The sequence below is a fragment of the Aeromonas sp. CA23 genome (assembly GCF_002587065.1).
Taxonomy (GTDB): domain Bacteria; phylum Pseudomonadota; class Gammaproteobacteria; order Enterobacterales; family Aeromonadaceae; genus Aeromonas; species Aeromonas bestiarum.
In genome coordinates this window covers 618,613-642,684 of the sequence record NZ_CP023818.1, presented here as the reverse complement: position 1 = coordinate 642,684, position 24,072 = coordinate 618,613, and the positions used below count along the sequence as shown (strand labels likewise).

The window sequence follows — 24,072 nt, the reverse complement described above, 5'->3', positions numbered from 1 at the left end:
GATGGTGCCCTCACTCTTGGTTGAACAGATCGGGCTTGAGGGCCCGGACTTGTTGCAGATGTGCCAATGCGTCGGTGAAGCGGAACCGGGTCATGGCGTTGGCCATGGCCGGTGCGGCCTCCTCCAGCAAGGGGGCGAGCCTGGCCTGATGGTGCTGGAACAGGATGAAGGCCTCGGCATCATCCTCCAGCAGCAATTGGGTCAGCCGTGTCAGTACGGACGCTATGTCCGGTTGCGCCAGCTCGGATCGAGCCGGGGAGGCCTGGGGGGGCAGCAGGGGGAGCAAGCCATCGGTCAGTTGTTGCTGCATCTGCAACCCCTGCTCGGCCAGGGGTAACAGGCTGCTGGCATCGTCTCCCCGGGCGATGGCACTCTCCAGCCGGGCCGCTATGTCCCGTAGCGGGTCGGCGCCCAGGGTGGCGGCTATGCCCTTGAGAGTATGGGCTTGCCGATGCGCCTCTTCGCTATCGCTTTTCTGCAGGGCGGCGATCAGATGCTGCATGGGTTGAACGCCCTGCTGGGCGAAGCGGCGCAGCAGGTCCCGATACCACTCCCAGTTGTGCATCAGGCGTTGCAGTGCTGTCTCTGCCTTGAACCCGAGCGCCTGCAACTGCGCCTGCAAGGGCTCCTCGCGCTGGGTCACCGAGGACTTGATCCGCCCCCCGGTTTCACGGCTGAAGGAGGTCGCCCAGCGCTGCAGGGCGGCATAAAGCTTGTCGGGATCTATGGGTTTGGCGATGTGGTCATCCATGCCAGCCTCCAGGCAGCGCTCCCGATCGCCGGCCATGACATTGGCCGTCATCGCCAGGATCGGGATGTGATGCCCCTCGCGCTCCTGCAGGCGCAGTAGCCGGGTAGCGGCCAGCCCGTCCATCACCGGCATCTGCATGTCCATCAGGATCAGGTCGTAGTGCGCTTGCTCCGCCATCTTCAGGGCGATGGCGCCATTGGCGGCTATGTCGACCTTGGCCCCGACCGCTCGCAGCAGCTCCCGCGCCACCTGCTGGTTCAGCTCGTTATCTTCCGCCAGCAGTATGGTGAGCCCGTCGAAGCGGTAGCTGTGGGCCGGTTGTTGTGACTTGAAGGCGACCGGCGTGGCTTGCTGGCCAAACAGACCTATGACGGTATCAAACAGCACTGAGGCGCACACCGGCTTGACCAGTACCCGGTCAAATCCGGCGGCCTCCGCCTCGCGAAATACCTCCTCCCGTCCGTAACCCGTCACCATGACCCGGTAGGGGCGTTGGGTGAAGCCGCGGGCGATGAGGCGGCGACCCGTTTCTATGCCATCCAGCCCCGGCATGTGCCAATCCAGCAGCACCACCTCATAGGGTCTCCCCTCCTGCTCGGCGCTGGCGATCATCTGCAGCGCCTGCTGGCCAGACTCTGCGGTGTCCACCACGAAGCTCATGCTGCTCAGCAGAGCGGCCAGTATGGTGCGGGAGCTGGCGCTGTCGTCGGTTACCAGCATGCGGCGGCCGCGCAGATCCAGGCTGGGCAGGTAGCGGGATCTGTACCTGCCCCGGCCAAGGCGGGCGGTAAACCAGAAGGTGCTGCCCTGGCCCGGTTCGCTCTGCACCCCCACCTCGCCTCCCATCAGCCCAGCCAGTTTGCGGGAAATGGCGAGTCCGAGGCCGGTGCCGCCGTACTTGCGGGTGGTGGAGCTGTCCGCCTGCTGGAAGGACTGGAACAGCCGCTGCTGCTGTTCCTGGCTCATGCCGATCCCCGTGTCCTGCACCGAGCAGTGCAGCAGCACCTCCTGCGGCAGTTTTTCCAGGCAGCTGACCTTGACCAGGATCTCGCCCTGCTCGGTGAACTTGACCGCGTTGTTGGCGTAGTTGATCAGGATCTGGCCGAGGCGCAGCGGATCGCCATAGAGCAGGGTATCGAGCTGGTGGTCGACCTCGAACAGCAACTCTATGCCCTTGGCCTCGGCCTTCTCGCCCACCAGGGTCGCCAGGTTTTCCAGCACATGGTCGAGATCGAATTCGATCCGCTCCAGATCCAGCTTGCCGGCCTCGATCTTGGAGAAGTCGAGGATGTCGTTGATGATGCCGAGCAGGTGCTGGGCGGAGCGCTGGATCTTGCCCACGTAGTCGAACTGCTGCGGGTCGAGCCGGGTTTGCAGGGCGAGGTGGGCCATGCCGAGGATGGCGTTCATGGGGGTGCGGATCTCGTGGCTCATGTTGGCGAGAAAGTCGCTCTTGGCCCGGGTCGCGCTCTCCGCCAGTTCATAGGCTTGTTCCAGCTCCTGATTCTTGGTCTGCATCACGGCGAACAGCTCTTCCCGTGTCGGCTCGGCGAACTGCTGCTGCATCTGTTGCAGCATGCCGTCATCCGGCCAGTGGGGCAGGTGGCAGACCAGGGCGATGGCACTGTCCGAGTGAGAGACCAGCCGTATGGTGCCATGAGCGGCGCCAGAGGAACCGGGTTGCAGCGGTTCATCGGCGGCCAGAGAGAGCCAGAGCTCCTGCGTCTTGCTCTCCAGCCACAACCGCAGTTGCAGCCAGCCGGTCGTCGCCGCCAGCTGGCGCACCAGCTCCGAGGTGGCCCCCGCCAGCGGGGCCACGAAGGTGGGGCTCTTGTCTATGCAGGTGAGAACCTGGATCACCTTGCGTCTGGCGGTGAGGGCCGCCGCCGGGCCAGAGAGCCGAATGTCACCGATCAGCTGTTGCATCTAGCCTTCCTCCTCCGGTTGCACCCGCAATATTATGCAGCTCGCATCGTCCGTGCTGCGGCCGCTGTGGGCTATGACCTGGCGAGCCAGGGTGGCGGGATCCGCCCCCAGTTCCAGTGCGCCATCGCGCAGGTTGAGTGATTCGCTGATGCCATCCGAGTAGAGCATCACCACATCCCCCGGCACTATGGGTTGACGTTGCAGCAAGGGGGTAGGGAAACGCTCCCCCAGCACGCCGTCGCGGGAGATGCCGCGCCAGGGCTCGTGGCCACGCAGGCAGATGCGGGTATTGCCGATGCCGGCATAGCTCAGCTCGCCGCGTTCGCCATTGATCAGCGCCACGCCGGCGGCGGCTCCCCGGGTGCCGATGCAGTGCTGGTGGAGCAGGTGCAGCAGACGGGCAGGCTCCTGCTCCCGGCTGTTGTGCAGCGCCTCTTCGAGGATCTGCACCAGCTTGTTGGCCGAGGCGCCGTGGCCGCTCACATCGATCAGCACCAACGAGACCCCGTCGGGGCCTGGGCGAATAAAGGCCAAGTCGCCCGAGACCCGCTCCGGATAGCAGGGCCGGTTCTCGCTGGCCCACTCCAGTGTCAGCGCGCGGGTGTTCGACACCTGAGTGGGCAGGGTGACGCGGGCCATCGAGGGTGCCGCCCCGAGCCACTTGCGGGCCTGTACCAGGGTGCCCCCCTCGGGCGGTGTGCTGATGGTGAGTTCGGACATCATGCGCCGCACGCCGGGCAGCCCCAGCCCAAGCGTGCCCGAGGTGCTGTAGTGATCCTGCATGGCCTGGTGCACGTCCGGGATGCCGGGCCCCTTGTCACGGGCGATGATGTCGATGCAGGGGCGTCCCTTGGGGTGATTGAGAGCCAGGGTGATCTCCCCCTTCGTGGCGTATTTCAGGATATTGCTGCCAAGCTCGGAGACCACGGTGGAGAGCATGGCGCGGTCCACCTCGGACAGGCTGGCGATGAAGGGGAGACGACGCACCGCCATCACCGTCAGGTGCAGGTCGATGTCGTGGCGCAACGGATACCTGGCTTCCTGCGCTGTCTGTTCCAGTTGCATGGGATTTACTCCTCGGCCTTGAGGCGATTGACATGGGCGAAGGCATCGTCCATGTCGATGAAGCAGCGCAGCTGTCCCGGCTGCGCCTCGGCCAGCGCCAGAAAGGCGGCGATCCCTGCATTCAACCCGACCAGCAGGCAGATGGCGCCGAGCAGGCGGCACACGTCGGCCAGCTTGCACACCTGTCTGAATTCGTGGTGATCGAGCAGCATGACGCCGGAGAAGTCGAGCAGCACGGCGCGCTGACGGCCCTGTACCAGCCGTTGGGAGAGGGTCTGCATCAGCAGTTGCATGCCGTCGTCACCGAGATCGGGACGCATGCTGACCACGACGCAGTCAGCCACATTGGCTATGCCCAGATCGTTGTTGAGCTGCATGGTCATGGTCGCCTCCTAGAGGGTGGATCCGACCCGCTTGAGGGCAATTTCGAAGGCATCCCTCAGGGTCGCCGTGGTGCGGATATCGCCGACCGAGACCCCCAGCTCCACCATGGTGCGGGCGATGGCGGGAGAGACCCCTGAGATGATGGCCTCGCACCCCATGAACTGGGTCGCCTTGGTGATCTTGATCAACTGGTTGGCGACCCCGGTATCCACGGTGGCGACGCCGGCTATATCCAGCACGAAGACCCGGGCCCGGGTCTCGGCAATCTTGGTGAGCGACTTGTTCATCACGTCGGCGGTACGCATGGAGTCTATGATCCCCACCAGTGGCAACAGCAGAATGCCGTCCCAGATGGGGGTGACCGGGGTCGACATCTCCTGCAGCGACTTGTGCAGCTCCTCGCGCACCCTGGCGGCCTCTTCCGCCTCCTCCATGGCCCGTTTGAGCTGACGGTGCTGCTCCACCTGGGCCGTGATGTCGGTGGCAAACTTGACGATCTTGCTGGGCTTGCCGTTCAGATCCAGCACCGGATTGTAGGATCCCTGGATCCAGACCTCCTCGCCCTGCTTGCCGAGCCGGCAGAACTCGCCGGCCAGGTACTCGCCGCGGCGCAATGTCTCCCAGAAGGCGTGATAATCGGGCGACTGGGCGTAATCCGGGTCGACCAGCAACCTGTGGTGCTGACCCTTCAGCTCCTCCAGCTGATAGCCCACTATGTCGAGAAAGCGCGAGTTGGCATCCAGAATGGTGCCATCCAGGGAAAACTCCACCTTGCCCATGACCCGGCTCAGGGCATTGATCTGTCCCTCGAAGTTGGCGTTGAGCTGCTTTTGTTCGGTCAGATCCATGGCGTATTCGATGATCCGGATCAGCTTGCCCTGTGCATCCAGCATCGGGCTGCAGGTGCCCAGGGTCCACACATCCCGCCCCTGCTTGTCCAGCCGGTGGAACTCCCCCTCCTGTGGCTGGCCGCTGCGCAGTGCCTCCCAGAAGGCGGTATAGGATGGGGATTGCGCTTCATCCCGTGAGAGCAGCACCTCGTGGTGCTGGCCCTTGAGTTCGTCCAGCGAATAGTTCATGAGGGCGAGAAAGCGCGGGTTGGCATCCAGGATCTGCCCGTCGGGGGAGAGTTCGAGCCGCGCCAGCATCTTGTCGATGGCGTCCATCTGGGCTTGGTGAGGGGATGATGCTGAGCCGGTCTTGGTGGAATGGGCAGAGGTGTGTGCGTCCATGGCATCTCCAGTGAGAGAATGTCGTTGATGTTGATATCAATAAAGGGTGTTAAGCAGTTATAGCTCACGCGGGCTCTTTAGGCCTGAATTAAGGGTCAAAAGGGGCTGGTGGCGATCAGATGTGACGATCGCTCGGATGAGGCCACATTCACGCGGCGCCTGGCGTTCATCCCGCGTGGAAAATGCCGGTTGGCGCGAGTCACCTGGTTCCGTTTTGTGGCCGGTTTCACGGTTTCGGTCGACAGCATGGGGCAGGATTGGCACCCTGTTTTATTCACGTCACGAGTCGTACCATGCCCGCTTTCCCCCGTCTTGCCCTGCTAGCCTCCCTGTTCGCCGCAACCCTCAGCCTGCCCGCCCTGGCCGATCAGGCCGTGACCAGCCCGACCGGTGTCACGACTGTGACTCTGGCCCAGCAGGCGCCCATTCACTGGGTGTCGGTGGCGCAGATTGCCGCCAGTCTGGATGGCCTGCCGCCGATGGCGGTGGGCTTCGACATCGACGACACCCTGCTCTTCTCCAGCCCGGGTTTCTATCGCGGCAAGCAGGAGTTCTCGCCCAACGACGAGAGCTACCTCAAGAATCCCGCCTTCTGGGAGAAGATGAACAACGGCTGGGACGCATTCAGTGTGCCGAAAGAGGTGGGCAAGGCGCTGATCGCCATGCACCTCAAGCGCGGCGATCACATCTATTTCGTCACGGGTCGCTCGGCGACCAGGACCGAAACGGTGAGCCAGACGCTGCAGCAGACCATGGGGATCCCGGCCGATCGGCTCAATCCGGTGATCTTCGCCGGCGATCAACCGGGTCAGAACACCAAGGTGCAGTGGCTCAAGGATAAACAGATGAAGATCTTCTACGGCGATGCGGACGGGGATATCAAGGCGGCGCAGGCCGTGGGTGTGCGCGGCATACGCCTGCTGCGGGCAGCCAACTCCACCTACCGGCCGCTGCCGCTGGCGGGCGCTTTGGGGGAAGAGGTTATAGTCGACTCCCAGTTCTGATCGCCGTCTTGCGGTTGGCAAAAGGGCCGGCTCCTGTCAGGAGCAGGCCCTTTTTTCCTGGCGTCTAGCGGGCGGCGAAGGTATTGCAGCTGGCGGGTTTGCCGCTGTCAAAGCCGCGCTTGAACCAGGCGTAACGCTGGGCCGAGCTGCCGTGGGTGAAGCTGTCCGGGATCACCCGGCCCTGGCTTTGCTGTTGTAGGCGGTCGTCACCTATGGCCTGGGCGGCGTTGAGCGCCTCTTCCAGATCGCCGTGCTCCAACACCTGCTCCCGCTCCATGTAGTGGCCCCAGATGCCGGCGAAGCAGTCGGCCTGCAATTCGAGTTTGACCGACAGCTTGTTCTGCGCGGCGCGGCTCAGTCCCTGTTGTTGCTGGCGCATCTTGCGCTCTATGCCGAGCAGGTTCTGCACGTGGTGACCCACCTCGTGCGCCACCACATAGCCCTGGGCGAAGTCGCCGTCGGCTCCCAGCTTGTCGCGCATCTCCTGATAGAAGGAGAGGTCTATGTAGACGGTGCGATCCGCCGGGCAGTAGAAGGGACCCATCACCGACTGGCCCTGACCGCAGCCGGTACGGGTTGCGCCGCGATAGAGCACCAGTTTGGGGGCCTGATAGGGGTTGCCGCTCTGCTGGAAGATCTCGCCCCAGGTATCTTCGGTGGAGGCCAGCATCACCGAGGTGAACTTGGCCAGGGGATCCTTAGCCGGCTGAGACACCTCCTGACGCTGGGGCTGGCTCTGGGTCGTCGGCTCGTTGAGCAGGGGGGAGAGGTCCACCCCGTAGTAGCCGGCCACCATGACTACCACCAGCAGGATCAGGCGACCCTTGCCGCCGATGGGAAGCCCGCCACCGCCGCCCTGTTGGCGCCTGTCTTCAACATTGTTGCTCTCACGGCGATTCTGCCAGCGCATAGCCTTGCTCCCCTCATGTGCAATGGCAGTAATGATAATGGCTGGCGGTGCGGCTTGCCTAACGGGGCCAGGCCTGCGGCAGGGCCGCAATCGGCTGGCAAGCGCGTTTATTCGGCCCAGGGCATCTCGGGCAGGGAGTCCAGAAACTGGGCGTAACGCTCAAGGTTGAAGGGACCCTGCTCCGCCTCCATCGCCATTAGTTCGGCGCCGAGGGCACAGGCGATGTATTGCAGCGCCTCTTCCCGTGGGGTGCCCTTCATCACCAGCCGCATCAGGGTCGCCTTGACCTGCAACGGGTGACCATCGATCAGCTGGTTGTCGACCATCTCCAGCAGGGTCTGTTCGTCAAAGAACTCGGTGGGTTCGCTCATGTTCAACTTCCTCGTCATGTCATAAAGGGTGCCAGTATAGCCACAATGCTATTAACACATTGAAATATGTCGATAAAAACATTCCTGTGAGGCCGCTTTTTGTTACCCATACTTACTGAGGGTTTGCTGTCGGCAAACGAAAGACATCATAAAATTGCATGGACGGATATCAAGATGCCCACCATAGACTCGCTGTTATCCAAGCCCCAAAATCTGCCCAATGTGCCCGAAGTCATGCGCGATCTGGTGCAGACCTTCAGTGAGAAGGAACCGGATATCCTGTTGATCGCCAAGAAGATCAACAAGGATCCCGTCATTTCGGCCAAGCTGCTGCGGCTGGCCAATTCCGCCAAGTTTGGCGGCAGTCGCCAGGTCGCCACCGTCAACGAGGCTGTGGTGCGACTCGGGGTCGATGTGGTGCGCAACATGGTGCTGGCCTGCGGTTTGACAGGCTCCATCAATGCGGTGCCCGGCATCGACCTCAAGCACTTCTGGGGCAAGGTGTTCGACGTGGCCGAGCTGGCCAGACGGCTTGCCAAGCTCAAGGGCATGAAGGGGGAGGAGGTGTTCACCTGCGCCCTGCTCTACGACATGGGGCGGCTCATCATGCATGTGGGACTGCCGGAGAACATGGTGAACCACATCAAGGATCTGGAGCCCAGCAAGGGGCGCGCCAAGGCCGAGGAGCTGGTGGTCGGCTTCAACTATGCCCAGACAGGGGCCGAGATGGCCAGGCGCTGGCAATTTCCCCTCAGCATCTGCCATGCGGTGGAGTATCACTACAACCCCTTGCTGGCCAAGGAGTTCTCTGCCGAGGCTGCGCTGATCCACCTGGGCATAGTGCTGGCGGCGCAGTCGGATGTGGGGGAGGAGGCGCCACCCGAGTGGCCCGTCCAGGTGGCCGAGCGACTCGGCCTGGCTTGGCCGGATTGTGCCGCCGTGTTCATGGCCTTGCGCGAGCAGGGTAATGGCTATGCGGGTCTGCTGGCGGCCTGAGCCTGCTCATCCTGTTATCGGGGTCGCACTGCGGCCCTTTTTCATGGGGTTTGCCTTGCCAATGAGGCGGAGCAGGGGCAGTCTTGAGGGCCTGTTTTTGTTGAAAGAGCCCTTGCCATGATCCTCTCCGAGCGCCTGCTGCTGCGCGAACTGACCACAGCCGATGCCCCCTTCATTCTCGAATTGCTCAACGACAGCGACTTTCACCGTTATATCGGTGATCGCGGCATACGCACCCTGCTCGACGCCGAAAACTACATCCAGCAGGGGCCTGCCGTCAGCTATGCCCGCCATGGCCACGGCCTCTATCTGGTCGTGCGCAGGAGCGATGAGGCCAGGCTCGGCATCTGCGGCCTTATCAAGCGCGATACCTTGCCCTGCGAAGACATAGGCTACGCCTTCCTGCCCGCCTATCGGGGTCAGGGTTACGGCATAGAAGCGGCGCAAGCGGCGCTGCAAGATGGTCGGGAGAGGCTGGGGATAGAGCGAGTGATCGCCATCGTCACCCCGGGCAACGAGCGATCGGTGGCACTGCTGGCCAAGCTGGGGCTGAGTCAGGGTCGGCTGGTCAGGCTGGGAGAGAGCGAGGAGGAGTGCCTGCTGCTGGAACAAGCGGACTGAGTGGCTGCAAATATGTGGCGAGATAACAAAATAAGCTGGTGAGCCCTGCCATGCTGGCTCTCCCGTAAATAGGGAGAAGAGTCCTATTTTGTAAGATCTTGCCATCTGTTCCATCGAATGTGAGGTTTTGGGAGTCTCATCCCCGGAAGCGAGACGCTCGTGACAGGCCGGTTCGCCATAGTAGGCGTACTGATTCAACTGTCACTGGAGCAACGGAAATGAGAACTCCCAATATCACCTTTATTGGTGCTGGCTCGACCATCTTCGTGAAGAACATTCTGGGGGATGTCTTTCACAAACCGGCGTTGAAAAATGCCAACATCTCCCTGATGGACATAGACCCACAGCGGCTGGAAGAGTCCCAGTTGGTCGTCCGCAAACTGATGCACTCGAGTGGCGCCAAGGGCCGCCTCGACTGCCATACCGAGCTCGAACCTGCGCTGACGGGGGCTGATTTTGTCATCGTGGCCTTCCAGATCGGTGGTTACGAACCCTGTACCGTCACCGACTTCGAGGTGTGCAAGCGCCACGGCCTGGAGCAGACCATCGCCGACACCCTGGGCCCGGGTGGCATCATGCGGGCGCTGCGCACCATTCCCCAGTTGTGGCGACTGTGTGAGGTGATGGAATCCGTCTGCCCAGACGCCACCATGCTCAACTATGTCAATCCCATGGCCATGAACACCTGGGCCATGTACCGGCAATTTCCCCATATCAAGCAGGTGGGGCTATGCCACTCGGTGCAGGGCACGGCCCACGAGCTGGCGAGGGATCTCGACATAGACCCGGCCACTTTGCGCTACCGCAGTGCCGGCATCAACCACATGGCGTTCTACCTGAGCCTTGAGCGTCAGCTCGAGAATGGTGACTACATCGATCTCTATCCCGAACTGCTGGCGGCCTATGAAGCCGGCACTGCACCCAAGCCCGGTCTGCACCACAACCAGCGTTGCCAGAATCTGGTGCGTTATGAACTGTTCAAGAAGTTCGGCTATTTCGTCACCGAGTCATCCGAGCATTTTGCCGAGTACACCCCCTATTTCATCAAACCGGGTCGCCCCGATCTCATCGCGCGTTACAAGGTGCCGCTCGATGAATATCCCAAGCGCTGCATCGAACAAATTGCTCGCTGGAAGGATGATCTCATCGCCTATCGTCAGGCGGATCGGGTCGAGGTACCAGAATCGAATGAATACGCTAGCGTCATCATCAATTCCCTGTGGAGCGGTGAACCGAGCGTCATCTACGGCAACGTCAGAAACGATGGCCTCATCACCAACCTGCCGGAGGGGTGCTGTGTGGAGGTGCCCTGTCTGGTCGATGCCAACGGGATTCAACCTACCGCGATTGGCCGCTTGCCAACCCATCTGGCGGCATTGATGACCACCAATATCAACGTGCAGGCACTGGTGACCGAGGCTATTACGGAGCGCAAACGCGAAAGCATCTACCATGCGGCCATGCTCGATCCTCATACCGCTGCTGTGTTGGGCATGGACGAGATCTATGCCCTGGTCGACGAACTGATTGAAGCCCATCGTGGCTGGTTACCCGAGTGGATTCACGGCTGAGCCAGAGCCCCCTGCGGGGGGCTTAACCCCAAGGAGATACACCATGAGCGTCTCGCTTAAAACCAAGTTGAGCTATGGCTTCGGGGCCTTCGGCAAGGATTTTGCCATCGGCATCGTCTACATGTACCTGATGTTTTACTACACGGATGTGGTGGGGATATCGGCTGCGGCTGTCGGTACCATCTTCCTCGTCGCCCGCATCTGGGATGCAGTCAATGACCCCATCATGGGCTGGATTGTCGACAACACCCGTTCTCGCTGGGGCAAGTTCAAACCCTGGATCCTGATCGGCACCATAGTGAACTCGATCGCCCTGGTGATGGTGTTTTGTGCCCACTATTTCGAGGGAACGGCCCTGCTTATCTATGTGGCGGTGACCTATATCCTGTGGGGCATGACCTATACCCTGATGGATATACCCTTCTGGTCGCTGGTGCCTACCCTCACCCTCGACAAACGCGAGCGAGAGGCACTGGTGCCTTATCCCCGTTTCTTTGCCAGCCTGGCCTGGCTCATTACCGGAGCCATCGGTCTCAAGGTGGTGGATTACTTCGGGCAGGGCGACAAGGCTCATGGTTTTCTGATGTTTACCTTTATTCTCATCGCCTTCTTCGTGGTCTCGACCCTGGTGACCCTGCGCAACGTCAAGGAGCGCTACAGCTCGGCGGTGGTTCCCGGTGCGGTCAGTCAGCAGCGCACCACCATCATCGATTCAGTCAAACTGATCTTCCGCAACGATCAGCTCACCAGCGTGCTGTTCATGGCGCTTTGCTATAACGTGGCGAACAACATCATCACCGCCTTTGCCATCTACTACTTCACCTATGTGATAGGCCGCGAGGATCTCTTCCCCAACTACATGATGTATTCCGGTGTGGCCAACCTGCTCACCCTGATGATTTTCCCCCGTCTGGTCGGGTTCATCTCTCGCCGGGTATTGTGGGCGCTCGCATCGCTCAGCCCCATCCTCAGCTGTCTGACCCTGCTCTATGTTGGTCTCTACGATACCCAGAACGTGCCGTTGATCGCCCTCTCCGGCATCCTGCTCAACATTGGTACCGCCCTGTTCTGGGTACTGCAGGTGATCATGGTCGCCGATACCGTGGATTACGGTGAGTACAAGCTGGGAACTCGCAACGAGAGCATCGCCTACTCGGTGCAGACCATGGTGGTCAAGGCGGGCTCCGCCTTCGCCGGCTTCTTCATCGGTATCATTCTGACCCTGATCGGCTATGTACCGAACGCGGTGCAGAGTGCCGGTACCCTGCTCGGCATGCAGGTCATCATGGTCGGGCTGCCAGCCATCTTCTTCGCCCTGACTCTGTTCGTCTACTTCCGCTTCTACCGGCTCAATGGCCAGTTCCAGCACAAGGTGGTAGAGCATCTGATGAGCAAGTACGGCCCCGAAGGCGTCGACGTCTCGCCAGCCAGAGCCGCCTCCTAATGAACCGCTAGTTTACTGCGCCGGTCCTGTGACCGGCGCTCATCATGGAAGGAAAAAGAACATGGGATATCCAATGAGCCGTCGTGCCCGTCTCTCGTGCGCCCTGATGGCGGTCGGCATCACGACATTTTGCTCACAGCTGGCGGTTGCCGCCCAAGCGGCATCAACCCAAGCGCCACAACTCCGTCTGACCTCTTCCAGCATCGAGTTGACCGAGGGGTTTAACTGGGCCGTTGGCAAAACCGGGCAGTTCATCATGACCGGCAAACGTGGGGTCACCAACAAGGACGAATATCACCCGAGTGGCGATGGCAGTGGACTGCATGACTATTTGCCCTCCTACTGGGCCGGTTACTACGACAGGTCCGCCTTCTATGGGCGTGACTTTGCTCACCAGGTAACGGGTGCCGAGATCGCCGGCTGGGGCGCCGAGAATTTCTCTATGTTCAAGGTATTTGCCCGCAACGCCACCGAGGCGCGCAAATGGTATACCCTCTGGGCCTTCAACTTCGATGGTTCTCCCCACACCATCGACTACAAGCATGACGACTATTTCGTGCGGGAGGTGCCAGCCCAGTTTGAACTGGTCGAGAAGGCCTACCGTGCCTATTTGTGGAGCGGGGATCGTCGCTATCTGGATGATCCCGAGCTATGGCGTTTCTATCGCAAAGTGTTAACCGACTTCGTTGCCCTGCATGATGATCAGCATCCCAACGGCATTGCCGAAGGTAGGGGAGGCATCTTCCAGGGCTCCTGTACCTACAACGAACGCGGCGAACACCCCATCGAGGCGGCGGATGCCATCGGTGCCCAGTATCAGGCCACCCTGGCGTTTGCGGCCATGTTGCAGGCTCGCGGCGAGTCGCGGGAGGCGCGAGAATGGCAAACCAAGGCGAGACAGTTACGGCGTTACTTCAACCAGGAGTGGAGTCGGGTGGAGGGGGATGAGGAGGGCAACTATGCCCGTATTCTCGACGACAATCTCAGCAAGAAGAGTGACTTTGGCAAGGAGAACAGCTGGTTTATCCCGATGAAGTTGCTGTCGGAGCCGGGGCCGCGCAACGATCGTTACCTCGACTTCATCGGCAAGATGGTGGGAAACGGGATCGGCAGCACGCCTGAATCGCCAGCCAATATCGAGGCTTACACCTATCTGCCAGAGACCTATTTCCCCTATCTGCGCAATGAGGAGGCATGGCACTGGATGCGCTATATCCTGACCATGCGCGATCTGCCTCATGAGCGGCCGAGCCAGGGTACCAATGGGGATTATCCCGAGATCTCTTTCAGCCTGGTTGCCCAGACGGTCGAGGGGTTGATGGGTGTTGAACCTGATGCCGCCGCTCACCGGGTGGTGACCTTGCCCAGGCTGCCGGCGGCTATCGACTGGGTCGCGATAGAGCAATTGACGCTGGGCAGCCATCGGCTCTCTCTACGCCACGATGGCAAGATCGCCAGCACTCTGGGCAATGAGGGCCGGCACCCCCTCACCTGGGAGGCTCGTTTTCCCGGTCGCCATGTCACCCTGCTGGTGGATGGTAAACGGCGCAAGGCGCGTCAGTTACTCTTGAATGGCATCAGACTCAGCGTGATTGAGGTGGCAGTACTGCCGGGACAGCAAGTGAATGTCATGGTCCCTGCACCCAGATCCGATCGATGATGCAGAGAGGGGGCATGGCCCCCTCTTTTATGTGTTTGTTGAGCTGGCTCGTCCACGGCTGAGCTGACGATAGTGGTTCGGCGTCAGGCCAAGATAGCGCTGAAAAGTCTCATAGAAACGACTGCTGGAGTTGAATCCCACCGTCAGAGCTATGTCGAGGATGTTTCGTTCGGTATCGCTCAGCAGGGCGCGAGCATGGTTGATACGCATGGCGGTCACGTATTGTTTGACACTCATTTTCATCACCTTCTGGAACAACCCCATCGCATAGTTGGGATGCAGCCCAACATGTTCCGCCAGTTCTTGGGTCGTCAGGGGGGCGTCATGGTGTTCGGCTATGTATTCGAGCATCTGTTGTACGTGAAATTGAGCGTGTCTGGAGGAACCGTTGGCCGTACGCAGGCCATGGTGACTGGCGAGCAATCGGGTCCAGCCATCCAGCCCGATGCGACGTAACATCAAACAGATTTCGTCGGTGACCAGTTGCTGGCGTCCAGGCTCGTTCATCCGGCTTTCTGCCACCCAGCGAGCCAGTTCGAACTCACTCACCAGCATGGGAGAGCGGGACTGCAATACACCGCCATGGGTTACCTGAGTCAATAGATCCCGGTTGATGGGCCAGGAGAGAAACAGATGGACAGGCACGTTGATCAGTCCCATCCGCGTGCAATTGCCGACCCGGGTCAGTTGATGCGGGATCGTGGCCCAGAACAGTCCGGCATGACCGGCCGTCAGAGTGAAGGATTGACCATTCATGGTGTATTCCACCTCACCATCGAATGGAATATTCACCTCTACCTGGCCATGCCAGTGGTAACCGGCCATCTCGTGGGGAGCCCGCAATTCGACGTCGAGCGCGTCATAAGCAGAGTAAAGTGACAGCGGGCTGCTTAGGCCTGCATCTGTCGAGCCGGTGTCGCGTACGCTAGAGAAGTAAGGGCGTTCAGGCTGCATTGCATCGCTAAGTAGCTGAGAAGATCAGGCTTCAGATCTACCATCATTTCGTCTTGCTGCCTGTGGCATAGGTCCATTTATTCGGCCTCGCATCACTATCAGCGCAAGGAATTGTCTATGAGATCACAGAAACGAGCCGAGATAAAATATAGCGGAGAGTTTCCTTGCCGGCGTGCAGTGCGAGCGCCTGTCAGAAAAGAGGGGGTATGTCGTGCATGGCAAACGTCAAGGTGCCGTTTGACCTGCGGGTGTTCTGGAAGGCTGGGGATGCGCATGATTGAAACAAAGAGGCCGCCGTGAGTTGCGGCCTGTCTGCATCGGGCGCTGCCGGTTGGCAGGCAGGATCAGTTGAGGTCTTCGATGGAGAACTCGCCAGCGATACCATCACAGGAGATGGCGAAACCGCCGCTGAAGCGGGTGCTGAACTGGATCAGGAACGCATCGGAATCCTGCTCTTGTGGAGGCAGGTTGATGGGTTTGCTGCGACGCAGGGGCTTGTGTGTATGTATGGCTTTCATCATGGTATTTCTCTATATAAATTAAGTGTTTGCTCCTTGTTTTTGCAAATTTCAGGTTAATGGGCGCGGTCAACCGCCAGGGTCGACAAGCGCGCAGGAATACCCAGCCCGAGTCACGGGCGTCTGCACTGTCAAGGAATATGCTGATGCATAAATCAAATTGGGTGGGCAGAACGGGTCTGCGCCGTGAGAGCCGGGCAACGCAGGCAGACAGCCTGACGGTTCTCGAGGCGAGTAAATCAGAGGAAGGTTATGTAGGTACTGGCAGGATTCATCTAACGTTGAAGCATTGCGAACATAAACAGGGCTGATTAACTAGCCGGTGCGCATTCTCTCCTCGATATGAATAAAAAGCAAACAATTATTTGGTGATTTTGTCTCAAATCGGTTTTTTTCAGTATCGTCAGCCACAAAAAGGGCTCCCGTCGGGAGCCCTTTTGCATTATGCCAACCGGGGTCAGCGGGTGACTCAGTAGTCGCCGCAGGCCTTCTTGGCGGCGGTGATCATGGGAGTGATGGTCATGCCCTGCACCACGATGGAGAACATCACCACCGAGTAGGTCATCACCAGGATCACTTCCCGCAGATCGACGCCGTGTTCCGGCAGCATCATGACGCCGGAGGGCAACGCCAGCGCCATGGCCATGGCCAGACCGCCGCGCAGACCGCCCCAGGTGAGGATCCGCACCGAGAACTTGTTGTAGCTGCGATAGCGGCGGAAGGCCATGTAGGGCAGCGACACGCTGATGAAGCGGGCGGCCAGACAGAGGGGAACCGCGATGACCAGCAGGATCCAGTCTTGCCAGGCGAGCTCCAGCAATACCAGCGCCAGACCGATCAGCAAGAACAGCAGGGCGTTGAGGAACTGATCCATCAACTCCCAGAAGTGATCCAGATGGTGCTTGCTCTGCTCGGAGAAGCCGGACTGGCGGGTCCAGTTGCCGATCATGATGCCGGTGACCACCATGGCCAGGGCGCCGGAGACGCCGATCATGTTGGCGAAGGCGAAGCCGGCAGTGGGGATGCAGAGGGTCAGCAGCAGCTCCAGGGAGCCGTCGTCGGTGGCGCTGATCATCACGTGGGCGATGAGGCCCAGCACGGCGCCGAACAGGATGCCGCCGAGGGCCTCATGCAGGAACAGGCCGGCCACGCTGCCGAAGGTGGGTTCAACTCCGCCAAAGGCGACGGCAAACACGGTGGCGAAGATCACCAGGCCAACACCGTCGTTGAACAGGGATTCCCCTTCGATCTGGATGGCGATCTGGGGTGGCGCCTTCATCTTCTTGACGATGGCCAGCACGGCTATGGGGTCGGTGGGGGAGATCAGGGCCCCGAACAACATGCAGTAGACCAGCGGCAGCTCCCAGCCCAGCAGCTTGGCGATGAACCAGAAGCCGTAGCCGATGAGGAAGGTGGATAGCAGGGTCGCCACTATGGAGAGAATGGTGATCTCCCACTTCTGGCTACGCAATGCCTTCAGGTTGATGCCGAGACCACCGGCGAACAGCAGGAAGCCCAGGATCCCCTTCAGCAGGAAGTTCTGGAAGTCTATGCTCTCCATGGTTTTGACGGCCAGGGGTTCGAGATTGAACCAGCCCAGCTTACCGAACAGCACCAGCAGCGCGGAGATCAGCATGGATCCGGCTGTGATGGCGATGGTGGTCTGGATCTTCACAACATACTGATTGGCAAAGGCGATGAAGATCGCCAAGGCTGCCAGGAAGCAGAGTGTGTAGTAGACGCTCATAGTTATTTTTCTCTTTAGTAAACAGCAAGCACGTATCCCTATTGAGGACGGGCATAGGGTACTCTGGGGTCACATGTTACTCATTACCCATTTATGAGTATATAGGTCGCAATTACGGACAGATAGACGGCTAGATTTCCATTTGATTTGTTTGCTGCTAGGATGAAGTTCACGCAGTTGCATGGATGTAAGAGGAACGAGCGGTGTCGAGCATAGAGTCGAATAAAAAGTCGGACATAAAGAAGAAGCTGGAATCCTGTCTCAAGGAACGGATCCTGATCATCGACGGTGCCATGGGCACCATGATCCAGGGCTACAAGCTGGGTGAGGCGGACTATCGGGGCGAGCGCTTTGCCGACTGGCACACCGACATCAAGGGCAACAACGATCTGCTGGTGCTGACCCGGCCCGCCGTCATTCGCGAGATCCACGATCAGTACTGCGCCGCCGGCGCCGACATTCTCGAGACCAACACCTTCAACGCCACCCGTATCGCCATGGCCGATTACGAGATGGAAGCCTTCTCCGCCGAGATCAACCGCGAGGCCGCTCGCTTGGCCCGCGCCGTGGCGGACGAGTGGACGGCCAAGGACCCCACCAGGCCGCGCTTCGTGGCCGGGGTCCTGGGTCCCACCAACCGCACCTGCTCCATCTCGCCGGACGTGAACGATCCCGGCAAGCGCAACGTCACCTATGACCAGCTGGTGGCTGCGTATACGGAGTCGACCCACGCCCTGATCGAGGGGGGCGCCGACCTCATACTGATCGAGACCATCTTCGATACCCTCAACGCCAAGGCCGCCGCCTTCGCGGTGGATCTGGTGTTCGAGGAGCTGGGCTATGCCCTGCCGGTGATGATCTCCGGCACCATCACCGACGCCTCGGGCCGCACCCTCTCCGGCCAGACCACGGAAGCCTTCTATCATTCCCTGCGTCACGTCAAACCCATCTCCTTCGGCCTCAACTGCGCGCTCGGCCCGGACGAGCTGCGCCAGTACGTGGAAGAGTTGTCGCGCATCAGCGAAACCCATGTCAGTGCCCACCCCAACGCCGGCCTGCCCAACGCGTTCGGCGAGTACGATCTGGACGCGGGGGAGATGGCGGAGCACATCCGCGAGTGGGCCCAGAGCGGCTTCCTCAACCTGGTGGGGGGCTGCTGTGGCACCACTCCGACCCATATCCGCGCCATGAGCGATGCGGTGGCGGGCATCAAGCCGCGCGTCTTGCCCGATCTGCCGGTGGCTTGCCGCCTGTCGGGCCTGGAGCCGCTGATCATCACGGCGGAGTCCATGTTCGTGAACGTGGGGGAGCGCACCAACGTCACCGGCTCGGCCAAGTTCAAGCGGCTGATCAAGGAGGGGCTCTACGACGAGGCGCTGGATGTCGCCAAGCAGCAGGTGGAGAGCGGCGCCCAGATCATCGACATCAACATGGACGAGGGCATGCTGGACGCCGAGGCGGCCATGGTGCGCTTCCTGAACCTGATCGCCGGCGAGCCGGACATCGCCCGGGTGCCCGTGATGATCGACTCCTCCAAGTGGGAGGTGCTGGAGGCGGGCCTCAAGTGCGTGCAGGGCAAGCCGGTGGTCAACTCCATCTCCATGAAGGAGGGGAAGGAAAAATTCATCGCCCAGGCCAAGCTGCTGCGTCGCTATGGCGCCGCCGTCATAGTGATGGCGTTCGACGAGGTGGGCCAGGCGGACACCCGTGCCCGCAAGTTCGAGATCTGTCAGCGCGCCTACCGGATCCTGGTGGACCAGGTGGGCTTCCCGCCGGAAGACATCATCTTCGACCCGAACATCTTCGCGGTGGCGACCGGCATCGACGAGCACAACAACTACGCGGTGGACTTCATCGAGGCGGTGAAGGACATCAAGACCCATCTGCCCTACGCCATGATCTCCGGCGGCGTCTCCAACGTCTCCTTCTCCTTCCGCGGCAACGAGCCGGTGCGTGAGGCGATCCACGCCGTCTTCCTCTATCACGCCATCCAGAACGGCATGGACATGGGTATAGTCAACGCCGGTCAGCTCGCCATCTACGAAGACATTCCGGCGGAGCTGAAGGCGAAGGTCGAGGCCGTGGTGCTGAACCTGAACAACAACGCCACCGAGGATCTGCTGGCCATCGCCGAGAAGTATCGCGGCGCCGGTGCCCAGGCGGAGGATCCACGGGATCAGGAGTGGCGCAGCTGGCCCGTGGGCAAGCGGCTCGAACACGCCCTGGTCAAGGGGCTCACCGACTTCATCGAGGAGGATACCGAGGAGGCGCGGGCCGGGGCCGAGAAGCCGCTGCACGTGATCGAAGGGCCCTTGATGGACGGCATGAATGTGGTCGGCGATCTGTTTGGCGCGGGCAAGATGTTCCTGCCCCAGGTGGTGAAGTCGGCGCGGGTGATGAAACGGGCTGTGGCCTATCTGCAACCCTACATCGAAGCCGAGAAACAGGGCGGTTACAGCAACGGCAAGATAGTGCTCGCCACCGTCAAGGGGGACGTGCACGATATCGGCAAGAACATCGTCGGCGTGGTGTTGCAGTGCAACAACTACGAGATCGTCGACTTGGGAGTCATGGTCTCCTGCGAGACCATCCTCAAGACCGCCCGCGAGGTGAACGCCGATATTATCGGGTTGTCGGGCCTGATCACCCCGTCTCTCGACGAGATGGTACACGTGGCGAAAGAGATGGAGCGCCAGGGCTTCAAGCTGCCGCTGCTGATCGGCGGGGCTACCACCTCCAAGGCCCACACAGCGGTCAAGATAGAGCAGAACTACAGCGAACCCGTGGTCTATGTGTCGAACGCGTCGCGCGCCGTCGGGGTGGCCCAGAGCCTGCTGAACCCCGAGCTCAAGCCTGCGTTTGTCGCCCGCATCGACAAGGAGTACGAGGTCGCCCGGGATCAGCATGCCCGCAAGCAGCCGAGATCCAAGCCGGTCAGCCTGGCCCACGCCCGCGCCAACCGCCATCAGCTGGACTGGGTTGGCTATGAGCCGCCCAAGCCCCGGGAGCCCGGCGTGCAGACCTTCGAGGACGTGCCGGTTTCGGTGCTGCGCCCCTACATCGACTGGACGCCGTTTTTCCTGAGCTGGGAGCTGGCGGGCAAGTATCCGCGCATCCTGGAAGACGAGATCATAGGCGAGGAGGCGACCAAGCTGTTTGCCGATGCCAACGCCATGCTCGACAAGCTGGAGCGGGACAAGAGCGTGCGCTGCGCCGGCATCATAGGCCTGTTCCCTGCCAACGGGGTGGGGGACAGCATAGAAGTCTATACCGACGAGTCCCGCACCGAGGTCATCAAGGTGCTGCACCACCTGCGCCAGCAGAGCGAGAAGCAGGGCTTCCCGAACTACTGTCTGGCGGACTATGTAGCACCCAAGGAGAGCGGCAAGCCGGACTGGATCGGTGCCTTCGCGGTGACCGGTGGCATAGGTGAGGAGGTCATAGCTCAGGCCTACAAGGCCGATCACGACGACTACAACGCCATCCTCATTCAGGCGGTGTGCGATCGTCTGGCGGAGGCCTTCGCCGAGTACCTGCACGAGCAGGTGCGCAAAGTGCACTGGGGCTATGCCCAGGACGAGGCGCTCTCCAATGAGGAGCTTATTCGCGAGAACTACCGCGGCATACGTCCGGCACCGGGTTATCCGGCTTGTCCCGAGCACACAGAGAAGGGCAGCATCTGGGAGCTGCTGGGGGTGGAGCAGGCCATCGGCATGAAGCTCACCGAGTCCTACGCCATGTGGCCGGGGGCGGCCGTGTCGGGCTGGTACTTCTCCCACCCGGACAGCAAATACTTCGCGGTGGCGCAGATCCAGCAGGATCAGGTGGAAGACTATGCCGTGCGCAAGGGCATGACGCTGGTGGAAGCCGAGCGCTGGCTGGGGCCAAACCTGAACTGAAGGGTGATCTCCCCGTGACACGGGTTGATCTTTGACGAGAAACGGCGGCATCCTTGGGCTGGTGGACAGACCAGCTTAGGGCCGCCGTTTGACATATCGGTGACAACGGGATTGCAGTGTGCAGTTCTGTGTGGTTTGTCTTGTTGTCAGGAGAAACAATTGGCGTTGTCTTGGCGCTGTGGCACCTTATACTCTCCCGCCCCATCCTGCCCAGGCACTGCCTTCTAGCGGAATTTTCATGAAGATCGCCATTTTATCCCGTGAGCCCAGAAACTATTCCACCCGCCGTCTGGTCGAGGTGGCACAGGCGCGCGGTCATCAGGTAGAGGTGCTCGACACCCTGCGCTGCTACATGAATATTGCCTCCCACAGCCCCTCCATTCACTACGAAGGACGAGAGCTGGAGAGTTACGACGCCGTGATCCCGCGCATCGGCGCCAGCATCACCTTTTACGGCACCGCAGTGCTGCGCCAGTTCGAGATGATGAACACCATGGCCCTCAACAGCTCGGTGGCCATCTCCCGTTCCCGTGACAAACTGCGGGCCATGCAGTTGCTGTCGCGCCACGGCATAGGTCTGCCCATCACCGGCTATGCCCACAGCACCCACGACGTGCCGGATCTCATCACCATGGTGGGGGGCGCACCTCTGGTGGTGAAGCTGCTGGAGGGAACCCAGGGGATAGGCGTTGTGCTGTGCGAGACCCAGAAGGCCGCCGAGAGCGTGATCGAGGCCTTTATCCAGACCAACAACAACATCCTGGTGCAGGAGTATATCCGCGAGGCCAACGGCGCCGACATTCGTTGTCTGGTGGTCAATGGCAAGGTGGTGGCGGCCATGCGTCGTCAGGCCCAGCCGGGGGAGTTTCGCTCCAACCTGCATCGTGGCGGCACCGCCGAGGCGATCAAGATAAGCCCGGAAGAGCGCGCGACTGCGGTGCAGGCCGCCAAGATCATGGGGCTGGATGTGGCCGGGGTGGATATTCTGCGCAGTGCCCGTGGCCCGCTGGTGCTGGAGGTAAACTCCTCCCCCGGCCTGCAGGGGGTGGAAGCGGCCTCCGGCAAGGATGTGGCGGGCAAGATCATCGAGTTCCTCGAACTCAAGGCGAGCCGCAAGAACAAGCCTGCCGAATGAGTGCAGCAACCAGGATGGTTGGAACAGACGAGGCGCCTTCGGGCGCCTCGTCGTTTTTTGGCTCGCCGCTCGGGTGAGGGGCCGGGCCGCCAGGGTGAGCTCGAGCTGGCCGTCGGTGCAGCTCAACACCCTCTGATCAGATTGCCGAGGGGTCGAGCAAGAGGGGGTGGAGAAGGTCATAGCGCTGCGTGAGAAGGAGGGTTCCAGGAGGCCCTGGCCGGCGGAAGAAGCGGCAAAGAAGGGCTGTAAATGGCGCTCATGCTTGCGTTATCATCTGTTGCAAAATTGCACCACCTCACGATCAAACACCAATGCTTAATTATTTTCTGGATGAAGTGACTGGATTGCGGTGCCGCACTTGCCTCCGGGTGGCACAAACGCTCTACTTGGCGCCCTTCGCACGTCGCGGAACATAAAAATTTAATAAAACTATCTGCGGATTTCTTGCACGAATACGCCATTCGCGCCGACTTCCGTCATGATTTTACCTTGTCATAGGCAGACTACGCAGCATGAATAACCAAAAATTAACATCCAGAGACATAGTCGCTCTGGGCTTCATGACCTTCGCGCTCTTCGTCGGCGCAGGTAACATCATCTTTCCACCCATGGTCGGATTGCAGGCCGGCGAGCTGGTGTGGAGCGCTGCCGCCGGCTTCCTGCTGACGGCGGTCGGTCTGCCGGTGCTCACAGTGGTGGCGCTGGCCAAGGTGGGGGGCGGCGTGGATGCCCTGAGTGCGCCCATCGGTCGCAAGGCCGGGCTGCTGCTCGCCACCGTCTGCTATCTGGCCGTGGGGCCGCTGTTTGCCACCCCGCGCACGGCGACCGTCTCCTACGAGGTGGGGCTGGCTCCCCTGTTTGGCGATGATGGCTCGGCCTTGCTGATCTACAGCCTGGTCTATTTCAGCCTGGTGATCGGCATCTCCCTCTACCCGGGCCGGCTGCTCGACACAGTGGGCCACGTGCTTGCGCCGATCAAGATCCTGGCGCTGGCTGCGCTGGGCCTCGCCGTTCTGCTGTGGCCTGCCGGTTCTGCCATCCCTGCCATCGAGAGCTACCAGCATCAGCCTTTCTCCAACGGCTTCGTCAATGGCTACCTCACCATGGACACCCTGGGGGCCATGGTGTTTGGCATCGTCATCGTCAATGCGGCCCGCTCGCGCGGGGTGAGCAGTGCCAAGTTGCTCACCCGTTACACCATACTGGCCGGCCTCATCGCCGGGATGGGATTGACTCTGGTCTACCTCAGCCTGTTCCGCCTCGGCTCGGTGAGCGGTGAACTTGTGCCCCATGCCCAGAATGGCGCCGAGATCCTGCACGCCTACGTCCAGCACACCTTCGGCAGCATGGGCAGCGGCTTCCTGGCGCTGCTCATCTTCATCGCCTGTCTGGTGACGGCCGTCGGCCTGACCTGCGCCTGTGCCGAGTTCTTCGCCCAGTACCTGCCGCTCTCCTACCGCACCCTGGTGTTGCTGCTGGGGGGCTTCTCCATGCTGGTTTCGAACCTGGGGCTGAGCCACCTGATCCAGCTCTCGGTGCCGGTGCTGACCGCCATCTATCCCCCCTGCATAGTGCTGGTGGTGCTGAGCTTCACCCTGCGCTGGTGGGGCAACGGCACCCGGGTGGTGGGGCCTGTCATGCTGATCAGCCTGCTGTTCGGCCTGATCGACGGGCTCAAGGCCTCGGCCCTGGCCGACCTGCTGCCGGCCTGGAGCCTGGCCCTGCCCCTGAACGAGCAGGGGCTGGCCTGGCTGCCGCCCTCGCTGTGTGCCCTGCTGCTGGCGGCCCTCTGGGATCGCCTGCAGGGTCGCCCACAGGTGGCGCCTGTCAGTAAGGGCCTAGCCTGAATGCAAAACCGGCCTCCTGGCTGGTTTTTATGACGGA

General features: G+C 61.0%; 18 protein-coding genes. 9 read left to right on the top strand and 9 right to left on the bottom strand.

Translation table 11 applies throughout. The annotated features are described in order from the left end of the window. Positions 1 to 10: 10 nt before the first annotated feature. The 4 genes from CK910_RS02960 to CK910_RS02945 are packed head-to-tail and all read right to left on the bottom strand — an operon-like array spanning position 11 to position 5,358. Complete coding sequence (locus tag CK910_RS02960) at positions 11 to 2,677, bottom strand: response regulator (protein ID WP_098980964.1); 2,667 nt, start codon at positions 2,675 to 2,677, stop codon at positions 11 to 13. Then, positions 2,678 to 3,742, bottom strand: a complete 1,065-nt coding sequence (locus CK910_RS02955) for an ATP-binding SpoIIE family protein phosphatase (RefSeq protein WP_098980963.1) — start codon at positions 3,740 to 3,742, stop codon at positions 2,678 to 2,680. 5 nt (positions 3,743 to 3,747) lie between these two features. Further along, the gene (locus CK910_RS02950) at positions 3,748 to 4,119 is read right to left on the bottom strand and encodes an anti-anti-sigma factor (protein ID WP_098984970.1); all 372 of its coding nucleotides are present in this window, start codon (positions 4,117 to 4,119) and stop codon (positions 3,748 to 3,750) included. Between the two features lie 15 nt (positions 4,120 to 4,134). Then, on the bottom strand, positions 4,135 to 5,358 hold the full coding sequence (locus CK910_RS02945; protein WP_098980962.1) for a PAS domain-containing protein: 1,224 nt from the start codon (positions 5,356 to 5,358) through the stop codon (positions 4,135 to 4,137). Between the two features lie 293 nt (positions 5,359 to 5,651). On the opposite strand from CK910_RS02945, the gene aphA reads away from it, so the two are divergent. Further along, the gene (gene aphA / locus CK910_RS02940) at positions 5,652 to 6,362 is read left to right on the top strand and encodes an acid phosphatase AphA (protein WP_098980961.1); all 711 of its coding nucleotides are present in this window, start codon (positions 5,652 to 5,654) and stop codon (positions 6,360 to 6,362) included. Positions 6,363 to 6,426: 64 nt separating this feature from the next. Here the strand turns inward: aphA and ypfJ are convergent, their stop codons facing one another. Together ypfJ and CK910_RS02930 are read right to left on the bottom strand one after the other, a co-directional pair. Then, entirely contained in the window at positions 6,427 to 7,272 is an 846-nt protein-coding gene (gene ypfJ, locus CK910_RS02935) for a KPN_02809 family neutral zinc metallopeptidase (RefSeq protein WP_098980960.1), read from the bottom strand. A 107-nt stretch (positions 7,273 to 7,379) separates the two neighbouring features. Next, positions 7,380 to 7,643 carry a hypothetical protein gene (locus tag CK910_RS02930; RefSeq protein ID WP_043134924.1) on the bottom strand — a complete coding sequence of 88 codons (264 nt, stop codon included), beginning with the start codon at positions 7,641 to 7,643 and terminating at the stop codon, positions 7,380 to 7,382. Between the two features lie 174 nt (positions 7,644 to 7,817). On the opposite strand from CK910_RS02930, the gene CK910_RS02925 reads away from it, so the two are divergent. The 5 genes from CK910_RS02925 (at position 7,818) to CK910_RS02905 (ending at position 13,935) form a co-directional block, all read left to right on the top strand. Then, on the top strand, positions 7,818 to 8,639 hold the full coding sequence (locus CK910_RS02925; RefSeq protein ID WP_043134925.1) for an HDOD domain-containing protein: 822 nt from the start codon (positions 7,818 to 7,820) through the stop codon (positions 8,637 to 8,639). 117 nt (positions 8,640 to 8,756) lie between these two features. Then, positions 8,757 to 9,260 (top strand): GNAT family N-acetyltransferase, encoded by a 504-nt coding sequence (locus CK910_RS02920; protein WP_098980959.1) that lies wholly within the window; start codon positions 8,757 to 8,759, stop codon positions 9,258 to 9,260. 218 nt (positions 9,261 to 9,478) lie between these two features. Beyond that, the gene (locus tag CK910_RS02915) at positions 9,479 to 10,831 is read left to right on the top strand and encodes an alpha-glucosidase/alpha-galactosidase (protein WP_098980958.1); all 1,353 of its coding nucleotides are present in this window, start codon (positions 9,479 to 9,481) and stop codon (positions 10,829 to 10,831) included. A gap of 43 nt (positions 10,832 to 10,874) precedes the next feature. Beyond that, a complete protein-coding gene (gene melB, locus CK910_RS02910; protein ID WP_098980957.1) occupies positions 10,875 to 12,275 on the top strand; it encodes a melibiose:sodium transporter MelB in 1,401 nt (466 codons plus the stop codon). A 61-nt stretch (positions 12,276 to 12,336) separates the two neighbouring features. Beyond that, a complete protein-coding gene (locus CK910_RS02905; RefSeq protein ID WP_157774589.1) occupies positions 12,337 to 13,935 on the top strand; it encodes a hypothetical protein in 1,599 nt (532 codons plus the stop codon). A gap of 27 nt (positions 13,936 to 13,962) precedes the next feature. On the opposite strand, the gene melR is transcribed toward CK910_RS02905, so the two are convergent. From melR to CK910_RS02890, 3 genes are all read right to left on the bottom strand, one after another. Further along, complete coding sequence (gene melR, locus CK910_RS02900; protein WP_098980955.1) at positions 13,963 to 14,889, bottom strand: transcriptional regulator MelR; 927 nt, start codon at positions 14,887 to 14,889, stop codon at positions 13,963 to 13,965. A 344-nt stretch (positions 14,890 to 15,233) separates the two neighbouring features. Beyond that, entirely contained in the window at positions 15,234 to 15,410 is a 177-nt protein-coding gene (locus CK910_RS02895; RefSeq protein WP_098980954.1) for a hypothetical protein, read from the bottom strand. 466 nt (positions 15,411 to 15,876) lie between these two features. Next, positions 15,877 to 17,154 carry a cation:proton antiporter gene (locus tag CK910_RS02890; RefSeq protein WP_098980953.1) on the bottom strand — a complete coding sequence of 426 codons (1,278 nt, stop codon included), beginning with the start codon at positions 17,152 to 17,154 and terminating at the stop codon, positions 15,877 to 15,879. A 203-nt stretch (positions 17,155 to 17,357) separates the two neighbouring features. Here CK910_RS02890 and metH point away from each other — a divergent pair, with 203 nt between their 5' ends. The 3 genes from metH to brnQ all read left to right on the top strand — a co-directional run bounded on the left by metH (position 17,358) and on the right by brnQ (position 24,035). Then, complete coding sequence (metH, locus tag CK910_RS02885; RefSeq protein WP_098980952.1) at positions 17,358 to 21,053, top strand: methionine synthase; 3,696 nt, start codon at positions 17,358 to 17,360, stop codon at positions 21,051 to 21,053. 238 nt (positions 21,054 to 21,291) lie between these two features. Further along, positions 21,292 to 22,188: a 30S ribosomal protein S6--L-glutamate ligase gene (rimK, locus tag CK910_RS02880; protein WP_043134929.1), complete on the top strand. Its 897-nt coding sequence runs from the start codon at positions 21,292 to 21,294 to the stop codon at positions 22,186 to 22,188. Between the two features lie 512 nt (positions 22,189 to 22,700). Next, a complete protein-coding gene (gene brnQ / locus CK910_RS02875; protein ID WP_098980951.1) occupies positions 22,701 to 24,035 on the top strand; it encodes a branched-chain amino acid transport system II carrier protein in 1,335 nt (444 codons plus the stop codon). The last annotated feature ends 37 nt before the right edge of the window (positions 24,036 to 24,072 follow it).